Origin of the sequence: Luteimonas colneyensis (assembly GCF_014836665.1) — a bacterium.
Taxonomy (GTDB): domain Bacteria; phylum Pseudomonadota; class Gammaproteobacteria; order Xanthomonadales; family Xanthomonadaceae; genus Luteimonas; species Luteimonas colneyensis.
Genome location: NZ_JACSQJ010000002.1, coordinates 469,498 through 482,198, shown reverse-complemented (window position 1 = coordinate 482,198; position 12,701 = coordinate 469,498). Strand labels below are relative to the sequence as shown.

Below are 12,701 nucleotides of genomic sequence, written 5' to 3'. Positions count from 1 at the left end.
TCCACCCGATTATGCCGCTCCCGCGCCTGGCCGCCCCGTCGTCGTTCAGCGCTTCTGCAGCCAGGTGTTCGGATCGACCGGCTTGCCGTCGCGCCGCAGCTCGAAGTACAGCGCCGCCGCGCCCTGCCCGCCCGAGGTGCCGACGGTGGACACCGCATCGCCGCGGCGCACGCGGTCGCCCGGGCCCTTGAGCAGGCTGTCGTTGTGGGCGTACAGGCTCATGTAGCCGTTGCCGTGGTCGATGATCAGGATCAGGCCGTAGCCGGTCATCCACTCGGCGAACACCACCGTGCCCTCGGCCACCGCCGTGACCGGCGTGCCGGCGGCTGCGGACACCAGCACGCCCGAGCTGCGGCGGCCGTCGGGCATGCGCCCGCCGTAGCCGGCGAGCAGGCTGCCGGTGAGCGGCCAGGACAGGCCGCCGACCTGCACCGGCGCGCTGCGCGCCACCGCCACCCGCGGCGCGTCCGGGACCGGGCTGCGGCCACCGCCACTGCCGGGTGCCGGGGCGGCGGAGTCCCGGCGCGCGGCGGCGGCGCGACGCGCGGCTTCGGCCTTGCGTTCGGCCTCGGCGCGGCGCGCGGCCTCGCGCAGGCGTGCGAGCAGGCCCTCGAGTGATTTCGCGTCGGCCCCCAGGGCCTTCTCGCGCGCGCTGCGGTCGCGGTAGCGGCCGTCGAGCTCGGCGACGGCCCTGGCGCGTTCGCCGCGTTCCTTTTCCAGCGCCGCGGCCTGGCTGCGCTGGCGTTCGCCGGTCGCGGCCAGGGCTTCGCGCTCGGCGGCGATCCTGCGCTCCATTTCCTCGAGCCCGGACAGCTCCGCCGACAGCTCGGCGATGCGCGCGCTGCGGCTGCGCTGCAGGTAGCCGTGGTAGGCCAGGCTGCGGTTGGCGCCGGCGGCATCGTCCTGCGACAGCATCAGCTTCAGCGGCGCCTGGCCGCCGACGGTGTAGGCGGCGCGCAGCAGCGCGGCGAGTTCGACCCGCTGCGCCGACAGCCCCTCGGCGGCGGCGTCGCGGCGGGCCTCCAGCTCCGCCAGCGCCTGCTGCTGGCGCGCCAGCGCGGCCTCGGTGGCGGCGAGTTCGCGGGCATTGCGGTTGACGCGCTCGTCGGCCTCGCGCAGGGCGCGGCTGGCGGTCCCGCGCTGGCCTTCGAGCTGGCGCCGCTCGCGCCCGACCTCGTTGAGCTCGCGCTTGACGCGCTCGAGCCGGCGCTGCGCCTCGCGGCTGTCCTGCGCCGCCAGCGGCCCCGCCGGCATGGCCAGCGCCAGCAGCAGCGCCGCCATCACCGGCGCACGGCGGAACCGGCGGAGGCGGGCCGCCGCGTCGCTCACGCCAGCAGGCTGCGGCCGGTCATCTCCGCCGGCTTCGGGACGCCCAGCAGGTCGAGCATCGTCGGCGCCAGGTCGCGCAGCGCGCCGCCGGTGCGCAGCGTCGCCCCGGCGCGGTGGCCGACGTAGATCAGGTCGACCGGGCCCACGGTGTGCGAAGTGTGCGGCTCCCCGGTCTCCGGGTCGCGCATCATCTCGACGTTGCCGTGGTCGGCGGTGACCAGCAGCTCGCCGCCCTGCGCGGCCACCGCCGCGGCGACCTCGCCCAGCGCGCGGTCAACGGCCTCGACGGCCTTGATCGCCGCCTGCAGGTCGCCGGTGTGGCCCACCATGTCGGGGTTGGCGAAGTTGCAGACCACGGCGTCGAAGCGGCCCGAGGCGATCGCGGCCACCAGCTTCTCCGTCACTTCCGGACAGCTCATCTCCGGCTGCAGGTCGTAGGTGGCGACCTTCGGGCTCGGCACGAGGATGCGCTCCTCGCCCGGGAACGGCGCCTCGCGGCCGCCGTTGAAGAAGAAGGTGACGTGGGCGTACTTCTCGGTCTCGGCGATGCGCAGCTGGGTGAGCCCGCCCGCGCCCAGCACTTCGCCCAGGGTGTTGCGCAGGTCGTCGGGCGCGAACGCCAGCGGCGCGGGCAGCGAGGCGTCGTACTCGGTGAGGCAGGTGAAGCGCGCCAGCGCAGGGCGGCGCGCGTCGAAGCCGTCGAAGCCCGGCGCGACGAAGGCGGCGGCGAGCTGGCGCGCGCGGTCGGCGCGGAAGTTCATGAACACCACGGCGTCGCCGTCGGCGACCGGGGTCGCGCCGTCGATGACGGTGGGCGCGACGAACTCGTCGTTCTCGTCGCGCGCATACGCGGCATCGAGCGCGGCCAGCGCATCCGCGGCGCGGTGCGGCGACTGCGCGTCCACGATCGCGTCCCAGGCCCGGCGCACGCGCTCCCAGCGGCGGTCGCGGTCCATGGCGAAGTAGCGGCCGCTGACGCTGGCGACATGCGCGTTGCCGGCGGCGGCGCAGGCGTCCTGCAGCGCACGCAGGCTCGGCGCGGCCGAGCGCGGCGGCATGTCGCGGCCATCGGTGAAGGCGTGCACGGCGACGCGCGCCACGCCCTCGCGCTTCGCCAGCTCCAGCATCGCGAACAGGTGCGCCTCGTGGCTGTGCACGCCGCCCGGCGAGAGCAGGCCCATCAGGTGCAGGGTACCGCCCGTGGCGTTCACGGCGCCGCAGGCCGAAAGCAGTTCGTCGTTGGCGAAGAAGCTGGCGTCGGCGATCGCGGCGTCGATGCGGGTGAGGTCCTGGTAGACCACGCGCCCGGCGCCGATGTTCATGTGGCCGACCTCGGAGTTGCCCATCTGCCCGTCCGGCAGGCCGACGTGGGTGCCCTCGGTGTGGACGAGCGTGGTCGGATGGGCGGCGAAGAGGCGGCGCCAGTTCGGGATGTCGGCGAGCGCGAGCGCGTTGTCGCGGGGGTCGTCACGGTGGCCCCAGCCGTCGAGGATCAGCAGCACCACCGGCTTCGGGCGGCGGACGGAAGCGGCTTCTGGCACGACGTTCGACCCTGTGACGTTGGACAGGTGCATTGTAGCGCCCGGCAGGCGCAGACTCGCCCCATGGCCGCCATCCACGCCACCCTCCTCGTCATCCTCCTGGTCCTGGCCGCGCTGTTCCCCGGCGCCGTCCGCGCCAGCGAGGACATCGTCCGCACCAACGGCGCGGTAACGACCACCGCCGGCAGCGAGTACGGGCGCCTGGGCACCACCAACGGCAGCGTCAGGCTCGCGGACCGGGTCACGGCGGACACGGCCTCGACCACCAACGGCAGCATCAGCGCCGGCAACGACGTCACCGTCGGACGCGTGTCCACGGTCAATGGCAGCATCCGCCTCGGCGAGCGCGTGCGCGTGGCCGGCGAGGTCCGCACCGTCAACGGCAGCATCTTCATCGACCGGCACGGTCGCGTGGGTCCGGTGGAGACCACCAACGGCGCCATCGGCCTGGTGGCGACCGAAGTCACGGGCGACGTCAGCCTCGCCAACGGCGACCTGACCATCGGCATCGGCTCGCACGTGCGCGGCGGCGTCGAGGTGCGCAAGCCCGGCACCAGCTGGATGCCGGTGCGCGTCAGCACCCGCCTGCCCCGCGTCGTCATCGGCCCCGGCGCCGCGGTCGACGGACCGCTGGTGTTCGAGCGCGACGTCGTCCTGTACGTGCACGACAGCGCACGCATCGGCGCGGTGACCGGCGCGCAGCCGGTGCGCTACTCCACGCCGACCGCACCCGCGCGCACGGACGACTGACCCGGCCCCTTCGCGGCGCCGAGCGCATAGAATCGGGGATTCCATCCACGCAGGACCCGACGAATGCGACCGACCCACCTCGTGCTCAGCCTCGCCGTCGCGACGGCGCTGGCCGCATGCAGCGGCGAGCCCGCCAGCGCCCCCGCCACCGCCGACACCGCGGCCCCGGCCGCCACCGGCGCCTCCGGCCACGCCTTCAGCCCGGAGCTGAGCAAGGACGACTTCGCCGAAATGGTGAAGACCCTGTCCTCCGACGAATTCGAGGGCCGCGCGCCCGGCGCGCCCGGCGGCGAGAAGACCGTCGAGTACATCAAGGCCCAGTACGAGCGCATCGGCCTCGAGCCCGGCGGCGACGACGGCAGCTTCTTCCAGACCGTGCCCATGGTCGAGACCACCGCGGACGAGTCCACCGTGCTGCGCCTGGACGTGGCCGGCAAGCAGCGCGACCTCGCCTTCGGCACCGACATGGTGATCGGCACCCGCACCGGCGAGGCCGAGGTCAAGGTCGCCGACAGCGACCTGGTGTTCGTCGGCTACGGCGTCGACGCGCCGGAGCTGGGCTGGAACGACTACGAAGGCCTCGACGTCAAGGGCAAGACCGTGGTCATCCTGGTCAACGATCCGGGCTTCCACGCCAAGGACGCCTCGCTGTTCGAAGGCGAGCGCATGACCTATTACGGCCGCTGGACCTACAAGTTCGAGGAGGCCGCGCGCAAGGGTGCCGCCGCCGCGCTGATCATCCACGACACCGCCGGCGCGTCCTACGGCTGGGACGTGGTCAAGAATTCGTGGTCCGGGCCGCAGTTCGACCTGCGCGCCTCCGACGATCCGGAACCGCGCCTGCCCGCGCAGGGCTGGCTGAGCGCCGAGGCGGCGAAGCAGCTCTTCGCCGACGCCGGCCAGGACCTCGACGCCCTGTACACCGCCGCCAACCAGCGCGGCTTCAAGCCGGTGCCGCTGGACGCGCGCGTGTCGTTCGACCTGAACAGCACGACCCGCGAAAGCTCCTCGCGCAACGTGGTCGGCATCCTGCGCGGCAGCGAGGCGCCGGACGAGGCCGTGGTCTACATGGGCCACTGGGACCACCTCGGCAAGCACGAGGGCGAAGGCGACACGATCTACAACGGCGCCGTCGACAACGCCACCGGCATCGCCGGCATCATCGAGATCGCGGAGAAGTTCAAGGCCGATGGCCAGCCGAAGCGTTCGGTGGCCTTCATCGCGGTGACCCTGGAGGAATCCGGCCTGCTCGGCTCGAAGTACCAGGTCGCACACCCGGCCTTCCCGCTGGAGAAGACCGTGGGCGTGGTCAACCTCGACGCCATGAGCGTGGCCGGCCCCGCGCGCGACATGGTCGTGACCGGCCTGGGCAACTCCGAGCTCGAGGACATCCTCAAGCGCTACGCCGACGCCCAGGGCCGCAGCCTGGTGATGGAAGGCAACCCGGCCGGCGGCTTCTACTTCCGCTCCGATCATTTCAACTACGCGAAGGCCGGCGTGCCGGCGCTGTACGCCAAGGGCGGCGACGACCTGGTCGAAGGCGGCAAGGAGGCGGGCGCCGAGTACGGCCGCCGCTACACCGAAGTCGCGTACCACAAGCCCGCCGACGAGTTCGATCCCGCCTGGAACCTCGACGGCGTGATCCAGGACCTGGAGGCGCTGTACGGCGTCGGCCGCACCCTGGCCGACGAGGGCGGCTGGCCGAACTGGTACGAGGGCAACGCCTTCAAGGCCGCGCGCGACGCGATGCGCTCCGGAAAGTAGGCCACCGCCGCGGCCGGCGACGGCCGCACGCGTGGGACGGAACGGCGCCGCAGGGCGCCGTTTCCGTGTCCGCCACGGCGGCAGGGGTGAGCGCAGGCATGGCCGGACGGACAGTGGCGGCTGCGGCGGGAAAGCTGCTCTACTCCGGCCTCTCCGTCCACGGCCCTCCACCATGACCCTCGCCACCGCCTACTGGTGCATCCTGATCACGGCCCTGTTGCCCTACGCCTGGGCGTTCGCCGCCAAGACCGGCGCGCCCGGCTACAACAACCGCAACCCGCGCGCGTGGATCGCCAAGCAGGCCGGGAACTACAAGGTGCAGCGCGCGAACGCCGCGCACCTCAACGCCTTCGAGGCCTTTGCGCCGTTCGCCGCCGGCGTGCTGATGGCGCAGGCCGCCGGCGTCGACCATGCGCGGATCGCGATGCTGGCCGTCGCCTTCGTGCTGCTGCGCATCGCGCACGGCGTGCTGTACCTCGCCGACGTGCCGCTGGCACGCAGCCTGGCGTGGATGGGCGGCTACGCCTGCGTGGTCGCGCTGATGGTGCTGGCGGCGCTCGGCGTGGCCTGATCGCGGCCACGTCCCGCGGGCTGCGCGCGCCCTCGCCGGCCCGGCCTCAGCCGGCGACCAGCCGCACCCGCGCGAAGTTGCGCTTGCCGACCTGCAGCACGCCTTCGAAACCGGGCACGAAGGTCGCGCCCGCGTCCTCGACCACCGCTCCATCCACCTTGACCGCGCGCTCCTTGAGCTTGCGGTTGGCCTCGGAGTTCGACGGCGTGATCCCCGCCGCGGTCAGCAGCGCCGCGATGCGCAGGCCCTCGGCCGGCACCGCGACGTCCTGCAGCGGCAGCAGCGAAGTGTCGCCCTGGCCGGTCACCGCCGCGTGCCAGCCGGCGATCGCGGTCTCGGCCGCGGCCGCGTCGTGGAAACGCGTGGCCAGCTCGCGCGCCAGGCGCAGCTTCACCTCGCGCGGATTCAGCGCGCCGGAGGCGACCTCCGCCTTCAGCTTCGCCGCCTCGTCGATGCCGATATCGAAGCTCAGCAGCTCGATCCAGTCCCACATCAGGTCGTCGCCGATCTTCATCGTCCTGTTGACGAACTCGATCGCCGGATCCGTGACGCCGATGTAGTTCCCCAGCGACTTGGACATCTTGTTGACGCCGTCCAGGCCCACCAGCAGCGGCATGGTCAGCACCACCTGCGGCGCCTGCCCGTGGTGTTCCTGCAGGCCGCGACCCATCAGCAGGTTGAACTTCTGGTCGGTGCCGCCGCATTCGACGTCGGCTTCCAGCGCCACCGAGTCGTAGCCCTGCACCAGCGGATAGAGGAACTCGTGGATCGCGATCGACTGCTGCGCCGCGTAGCGCTTGGCGAAGTCGTCGCGCTCGAGCATGCGCGCGACCGTGTGCTGGCCGGCCAGGCGGATCATGTCGGCGGCGCCCATGCGGCCGAACCACTCGGAATTGAAGCGCACCTCGGTGCGCGCCTCGTCGAGCACCTTGAACACCTGCTCGCGGTAGGTCCCGGCGTTGGCCAGCACATCCTCGCGCGTGAGCGGCTTGCGGGTCGCGCTCTTGCCGGTCGGGTCGCCGATCATCCCGGTGAAGTCGCCGATCAGGAACACCACGGTGTGGCCCAGCTCCTGGAACTGGCGCAGCTTGTTCAGCAGCACCGTGTGGCCGAGGTGCAGGTCGGGCGCGGTGGGGTCGAAGCCGGCCTTGATCCGCAGCGGGCGGCCGGAGGCGAGTCTGGCCTCGAGCTCGTCGGGTTTGAGGAGCTCATCGACGCCGCGGGAGATGAGCTGGAAGGCCTGGGAGGGGGTGGTCTGGGACACGGAAATTCCTGTTCTGACGTCGGCGCGTCGTGAAAACGTGACGGAGTTTACCTCCGTTGTTAACACCGGGTTAAAATCTTGCCGGGCGGGAAATCCCAGCGGCATCAGGGGTTTGACGCATGGTGTTCGCGTGATTATGGTGGCCCCGTGACGCGCCCGTCACGCCAGGGCCAAGGGTCCGATCCGCACATGACCACGCCCGAATCGTCCGCACCGTCCGACGCGCAGCGCAGTGCGCGCGTCCGCCTCCGCAACCTGCGCGAGCTGGCCCGCCAGACCGCTTCCCGCCAGAAGGACGCTGCGACCGAAACCATCGGGGGTCGCCGCTGGGCGCGTCGCCAGTGGGCTCATGCCAGCCTCGCCGCCACCGCCGGTGCGCTGCTGCTGGCCATCGTGCCCGGTTTCAACACCGCCGTCGACGTGCCGGCGCGCGCCCACCTGACCACGCTGTCGCTGGCGTTGCCGGCGCTGTCGCAGCCGGCCCGCACCGAGGCCGCGTTCAACGACTGGATGCTGGTCAACGTCGAGAAGGGCCAGACCCTGGGCGCCATCTTCGACGATCTGGGCGTCCCGGCCGCCACCATGCACGCCCTGCTCGAGAACGCCGACGCGCGCCAGGCGCTGACCCGCCTGCGTCCCGGCACGCAGCTCGGCTTCGCCTTCGGCGCGCCGACCGCCGACGGCAGCCGCGCGCCGCTGCGTGCGCTGCGCTACGACCGCGGCGAGACCGAGCGCGTCGAACTCGCGATCGAGGACGGCAAGGTCACCGAGACCGTGCTCGAGCGCCCGCTCGAGGTGCGCACCACCGTGGTCAGCGGCAAGGTCGGCCGCTCGCTGTTCCACAGCGCGCGCAAGCTCGGCCTGTCGGGCGCCAGCATCAACAAGCTGACCGACGAGATCTTCCAGTACGACATCGACTTCAACACCGACGTCACCCAGAACGACCGCTTCAGCGTGGTCGTCGAGCAGGTCTACCGCGAAGGCGAGCTGCTGCGCACCGGCGAGGTGCTGGCGGCCGTGTTCACCGCCAAGGGCACGCCGTTCACCGCCTTCCGCTACGAGCGCGACGGCAAGGCCGAGTACTTCAACGCCGACGGCCGGCCGCTGAAGAAGAGCTTCATCCGCATGCCGATCCAGTACGCGCGCCTGAGCTCGAAGTTCGGCTCGCGCCGGCACCCGGTGCGCGGCACGATGCGCATGCACAAGGGCGTGGACTACGCCGCCCGCACCGGCACGCCGATCATGGCCGCCGGCGACGCGCGCGTCGCGTTCAAGGGCTGGAAGGGCGGTTACGGCAACACCGTGATCCTCGACCACGGCCGCGGCTACACCACCCTGTACGCGCACATGTCCGGCTTCGGCAACATCCGCCAGGGCCAGCGCGTCAGCCAGGGCACGGTGATCGGCCGCGTCGGCAGCACCGGGCTGTCCACCGGCCCGCACCTGCACTACGAGTTCCGCATCAACGGCGTGCACCGCAACCCGCTGCAGCACACCATGCCCGAGCCCGAGCCGCTGAAGGGCACGGCGCTGGCCGCCTTCCGCGCCCAGACCGGTCCGGCGCTGGCGCGCATCCGCACCGTCGAGGACATCATCTACGCCCAGGTGCCGGCCGACGACGCGGGCGACACGCGCGTCGCTGCTGCCCGCGCCAACGCCACCGCGGGTCGCGGGCGGGGCTGATCCGGCGCCAGCCGTGGCCACGCACTCCGTGCAGGCGCCGCGCCCGCGCTGTTTCCTCGGCCTGATGTCGGGCACCAGCGCCGACGGCATCGATGCCGCCCTGGTCGACTTCGTCAGCGACGCCTCCACGGCGCGGCCCTCGCTGCGCTTCGCCCGCACCTACGCCTGGGATCCCGCCCTGCGCGCGCAGCTGGTCGCGCTCGGCCAGCAGGATGCGACGCTGTCGCTGGACGAGGTCGGCCGGCTCGACGTCGCCATCGGCCGCGCCTTCGCCGACGCCGCGCTGCAGGCGCTGGCCGACAGCGGCACCGCGGCCGCGGACGTCGCCGCCATCGGCTCGCACGGCCAGACGCTGCGCCACGACCCGCACGGCCCCCTGCCCTACAGCCTGCAGCTCGGCTGCGCCGCGACCATCGCCGAACGCACCGGCATCACCACGGTCGCCGGCTTCCGCGCCCGCGACGTCGCCGCCGGCGGCCAGGGCGCGCCGCTGGTGCCCGCGCTGCACGCCGCGCTCCTGCACGACCCGGCGGAATCGCGCGCGGTACTCAACCTCGGCGGCATCGCCAACTTCACCCTCCTGCCGGCTTCGGGACCGGTGCGCGGCTTCGACACCGGCCCCGCCAACGGCCTCATGGATGCCTGGGGCCTGCGCCATCGCGGCGAGGCCTTCGACCGCGGCGGCGCCTTCGCCGCGTCGGGGCGTGTCGACGGCGCGCTGCTGGCGCGCCTGCTCGACGAGCCCTGGTTCGCGCAGCCGCCGCCGAAGTCCACCGGCCGCGACCGCTTCCACCTGGACTGGGTCGAATCGCGCCTGTCGGGCGGCGAGGCGCCGGCGGACGTCCAGGCCACCCTGCTCGCCCTGACCGCACGCACGGTGGCCGACGCCCTGCGTGCGACCCAGCCGGACACCGCGCGCGTGATCGCCTGCGGCGGCGGCGTGCACAATCCCGCGCTGATGGCGGCGCTGGCGGCGGAGCTGCCGGGGATGGTGGTGGAATCGACCTCGGCGCACGGCCTGGACCCGGACGCGATCGAGGCCATGGCCTTCGCCTGGCTGGCGCGGGAGACGCTGGCGGGGCGGCCGGGCAACCTGGCCGCGGTGACCGGCGCGGCCGGGCCGCGCATCCTGGGTGCCATCCATCAGGCCTGAGTGCTCCTTCCCGACGCGTGGGAGCGGCGATGGCCGCGATCGGTGTGCCGGAGCCTGCGTGCTTTACCGCAGGTCGCGACCGTGGGCGCGATGGCGGTCGCAGCCGTAGCTGCTCCTACAGGGGCTGGTCGGGCTTGGCGGAGGGCACCTGCCCGATCAGCGAGAACACGCCGTCCGGCACGCCCTCCAGGGCGGCGATCGCGGACTGCAGCACGTCGGCCTCGGAGGTGTCGAAGCCGAGCTTGCCCTCGCCTTCCACCGCATAGAGTCCCTGCTCGAGCAGGTGCTGAAGCGCGTGCGACAGCGTCCAGCCCCGACGGTCGGCCACGCGCCGGATGCGCTCCAGCAGCAGCTCGTCGATGTCCTTGAGCACGATGTCGGTCATGGCCGGCGCCCAGTCGTCCCCGCTCACGTCAACGCGCCATTGATAGTACGGCCCGCTCGCGGCGGCAAGGGGTGCGCGCTCACCGCGCGTCCTCCAGCGCCGCCCCGTCCTCGCCGCCCACGCGCACGCGCGGCTTGAGCCAGAAGAACAGGCCCACCGCCGGCAACGCGACCACCGCGGTGATCAGGAAGTAGGTGGCGTAGCCGCCGGAGCTCGACTCGACGATCGCGCCGGAGAAGAAGCCCAGCACCTTGCCCGGCAGCATGATCAGCGACGAGAACAGCGCGTACTGGGTTGCGGTGTAGCGCTGGTTGACCAGCGCCGACAGGTAGGCCACGGCCGCCGTGCCGAGGAAGCCCTGGGCCAGGTTCTCGCCCGAGATCACCAGGGTCAGCAGGCGGATGTCGCCGTCGGCGCCGATCAGCGCCAGGTACAGCAGGTTGCTGGCGGCACCGAGGATGATCGCGGCCAGCAGCGGCCAGTGGATGCCCCAGCGCGCCACCGCCACGCCGCCGAGGAAGGCGCCGGCGATGCCGACCCAGATGCCGTAGACCTTGGTCACCGCCGCGATCTCGGTCTTGCTGAAGCCCTGGTCGAGGTAGAACGGGCCGATGATGCCGCCGACGATCGCCTGGTCGGAGATCTTGATCGACAGGATGAACAGCAGCACCACCAGGCCGATTCCGCCGCCGAAGCGGCGGAAGAAGTCGGCGAAGGGCTCGACCACGCCCTCGCGCAGCCCCGCGGCGAAGCCCTGCGTGCGCACGCGCACGACGTCCGGCTCGGACGCCAGCAGGCAGGCCAGCATCGGCACCAGCATCAGCGCCGCCATCACCCGGTAGACGTCGGGCCACGCGGCGTGGTCGGCGAGCACCAGCGCCAGCGCGCCGGACGCGATCAGGGCGATGCGGTAGCCGAGCGAGTACGTCGCCACCAGCGCGCCCTGCGCCGGGGCCGGTGCGATCTCGACGCGGTAGGCGTCGACGGCGATGTCGAGCGTGGCGCCGGCAAAGGCGACGAACAGCGTCAGCGCGACGAACACCGCCAGACGCTCGGGCGTCAGCGCCGCCATCGCCAGCAGGCCGGCCATCACGCAGCCCATGGCCAGCAGCAGCCAGCCGCGGCGCTGGCCGAAGCGGCCCAGCAGCGGCAGCCGCCAGCGGTCGACCAGCGGCGCCCAGACGAACTTGAAGGAGTACGCCATGCCGGCGCTGGCGATCATGGTGATCTCCTTCAGCTCGATCCCACCCTCGCGCAGCCAGTAGGCGAGCGTGCCGGCCACCAGCAGGAAGGGCAGGCCGGAGGCGAAGCCGAAGAAGAACATCGTCCACGCCGACGGCTGCGCGAAGGCGCGCCAGGCCGAAGGCTTCGTGCTCATTCGCGGTAGTCCACGACCAGCGGCGCATGGTCGGAGAAGCGGGGCTCGGCGTGCACGGCGCAGGCCTCGACTCGCTCGGCCAAACCAGGCGTCACGAACTGGTAGTCGATCCGCCAGCCGACGTTGTTGGCGCGCGCGGCGCCGCGGTTGCTCCACCAGGTGTACTCGGCGGCCTCGGGGCGCAGCACGCGCAGCGCATCGCGCCAGCCCTGCGCCGGCGGCTCGCACAGGCCGTCGCCGCAGGCGTCGGCGATCATGCCGTTGAGCCAGGCGCGCTCGGGCGGCAGGCAGCCGGAGTTCTTCTGGTTGCCGGTCCAGTTCCTGATGTCGTTGCGCGAGCGCACGATGTTCCAGTCCCCGCACAGCACGTAGTCGCGGCCGCTGGCCAGCCATTCGTCCAGGTGCGCCTTCAGCCAGTCCATGACCTCGAACTTGAAGCCCTGGCGCAGCTCGCCGGAAGAACCGGACGGGATGTAGAACGAGACCACGCTGAGGTTGCCGAAGCGCGCCTCGATGTAGCGGCCCTCGTCGTCGAAGGGCGCCCAGCCCAGCGCCGTGCGCACCTCGTCGGGCTCGCGGCGGCTGTAGATCGCCACGCCGCTGTAGCCCTTCTTCGTGCTCGCGTCCTTGAACCAGGCGCGGTAGCCCTCGGGCAGGAAGTCGGGATGCACGCCGTTGCCATCGGCGGCGGCGAGCTGGTGCTCCTGGGCCTTGGTTTCCTGGACGCAGAGGATGTCGGCGTCCTGGGCCCTGAACCAGTCGAAGAAGCCCTTGTTGGCGGCCGAACGGATGCCGTTGGCGTTGAAGCTGATGATGCGCATGCTGCTGCCGGTGCTGGAAAGACGGACGCGGCGGGCACAGGCCCGTCGCGGTCCAAGGTTAG

General features: G+C 72.3%; 11 protein-coding genes. 5 read left to right on the top strand and 6 right to left on the bottom strand.

Annotated features, from left to right (window positions below):
• Positions 1–45: 45 nt before the first annotated feature.
• Both H9645_RS06375 and gpmI read right to left on the bottom strand, forming a co-directional pair.
• Positions 46–1,329 carry a murein hydrolase activator EnvC family protein gene (locus tag H9645_RS06375; protein WP_318240502.1) on the bottom strand — a complete coding sequence of 428 codons (1,284 nt, stop codon included), beginning with the start codon at positions 1,327–1,329 and terminating at the stop codon, positions 46–48.
• Positions 1,326–2,870, bottom strand: a complete 1,545-nt coding sequence (gene gpmI / locus H9645_RS06370; RefSeq protein WP_318240501.1) for a 2,3-bisphosphoglycerate-independent phosphoglycerate mutase — start codon at positions 2,868–2,870, stop codon at positions 1,326–1,328. Before gpmI ends, H9645_RS06375 begins: the two co-directional genes overlap by 4 nt.
• Positions 2,871–2,933: 63 nt before the next feature.
• Here gpmI and H9645_RS06365 point away from each other — a divergent pair, with 63 nt between their 5' ends.
• From H9645_RS06365 to H9645_RS06355, 3 genes are all read left to right on the top strand, one after another.
• Complete coding sequence (locus tag H9645_RS06365; RefSeq protein ID WP_191728864.1) at positions 2,934–3,620, top strand: DUF4097 family beta strand repeat-containing protein; 687 nt, start codon at positions 2,934–2,936, stop codon at positions 3,618–3,620.
• 63 nt (positions 3,621–3,683) lie between these two features.
• On the top strand, positions 3,684–5,384 hold the full coding sequence (locus tag H9645_RS06360; protein WP_191728863.1) for a M28 family metallopeptidase: 1,701 nt from the start codon (positions 3,684–3,686) through the stop codon (positions 5,382–5,384).
• Between the two features lie 172 nt (positions 5,385–5,556).
• Complete coding sequence (locus H9645_RS06355) at positions 5,557–5,955, top strand: MAPEG family protein (protein ID WP_191728862.1); 399 nt, start codon at positions 5,557–5,559, stop codon at positions 5,953–5,955.
• 46 nt (positions 5,956–6,001) lie between these two features.
• On the opposite strand, the gene tyrS is transcribed toward H9645_RS06355, so the two are convergent.
• Positions 6,002–7,219 carry a tyrosine--tRNA ligase gene (gene tyrS / locus H9645_RS06350; protein WP_318240500.1) on the bottom strand — a complete coding sequence of 406 codons (1,218 nt, stop codon included), beginning with the start codon at positions 7,217–7,219 and terminating at the stop codon, positions 6,002–6,004.
• A gap of 189 nt (positions 7,220–7,408) precedes the next feature.
• Between tyrS and H9645_RS06345 the strand changes: the two genes are divergently transcribed.
• Both H9645_RS06345 and H9645_RS06340 read left to right on the top strand, forming a co-directional pair.
• The gene (locus tag H9645_RS06345; protein ID WP_191728860.1) at positions 7,409–8,902 is read left to right on the top strand and encodes a M23 family metallopeptidase; all 1,494 of its coding nucleotides are present in this window, start codon (positions 7,409–7,411) and stop codon (positions 8,900–8,902) included.
• Between the two features lie 13 nt (positions 8,903–8,915).
• Positions 8,916–10,055, top strand: coding sequence for an anhydro-N-acetylmuramic acid kinase (locus H9645_RS06340; protein WP_318240499.1), 1,140 nt, complete (start codon positions 8,916–8,918; stop codon positions 10,053–10,055).
• Positions 10,056–10,170: 115 nt separating this feature from the next.
• On the opposite strand, the gene H9645_RS06335 is transcribed toward H9645_RS06340, so the two are convergent.
• The 3 genes from H9645_RS06335 to H9645_RS06325 all read right to left on the bottom strand — a co-directional run bounded on the left by H9645_RS06335 (position 10,171) and on the right by H9645_RS06325 (position 12,639).
• Entirely contained in the window at positions 10,171–10,440 is a 270-nt protein-coding gene (locus tag H9645_RS06335; protein WP_191728983.1) for a hypothetical protein, read from the bottom strand.
• Positions 10,441–10,519: 79 nt separating this feature from the next.
• On the bottom strand, positions 10,520–11,818 hold the full coding sequence (locus tag H9645_RS06330; protein ID WP_225218036.1) for an AmpG family muropeptide MFS transporter: 1,299 nt from the start codon (positions 11,816–11,818) through the stop codon (positions 10,520–10,522).
• Complete coding sequence (locus tag H9645_RS06325) at positions 11,815–12,639, bottom strand: exodeoxyribonuclease III (RefSeq protein WP_191728859.1); 825 nt, start codon at positions 12,637–12,639, stop codon at positions 11,815–11,817. The genes H9645_RS06330 and H9645_RS06325 overlap by 4 nt, the downstream gene beginning before the upstream one ends.
• Positions 12,640–12,701 lie beyond the last annotated feature (62 nt).

Bases quoted from the DNA above. Each gene is read 5' to 3' on its own strand.
- H9645_RS06365 (WP_191728864.1), top strand. From the start codon at position 2,934: ATGGCCGCCATCCACGCCACCCTCCTCGTCATCCTCCTGGTCCTGGCC.
- H9645_RS06360 (WP_191728863.1), top strand. From the start codon at position 3,684: ATGCGACCGACCCACCTCGTGCTCAGCCTCGCCGTCGCGACGGCGCTG.
- H9645_RS06355 (WP_191728862.1), top strand. From the start codon at position 5,557: ATGACCCTCGCCACCGCCTACTGGTGCATCCTGATCACGGCCCTGTTG.
- H9645_RS06345 (WP_191728860.1), top strand. From the start codon at position 7,409: ATGACCACGCCCGAATCGTCCGCACCGTCCGACGCGCAGCGCAGTGCG.
- H9645_RS06335 (WP_191728983.1), bottom strand. From the start codon at position 10,440: ATGACCGACATCGTGCTCAAGGACATCGACGAGCTGCTGCTGGAGCGC.
- H9645_RS06330 (WP_225218036.1), bottom strand. From the start codon at position 11,818: ATGAGCACGAAGCCTTCGGCCTGGCGCGCCTTCGCGCAGCCGTCGGCG.
- H9645_RS06325 (WP_191728859.1), bottom strand. From the start codon at position 12,639: ATGCGCATCATCAGCTTCAACGCCAACGGCATCCGTTCGGCCGCCAAC.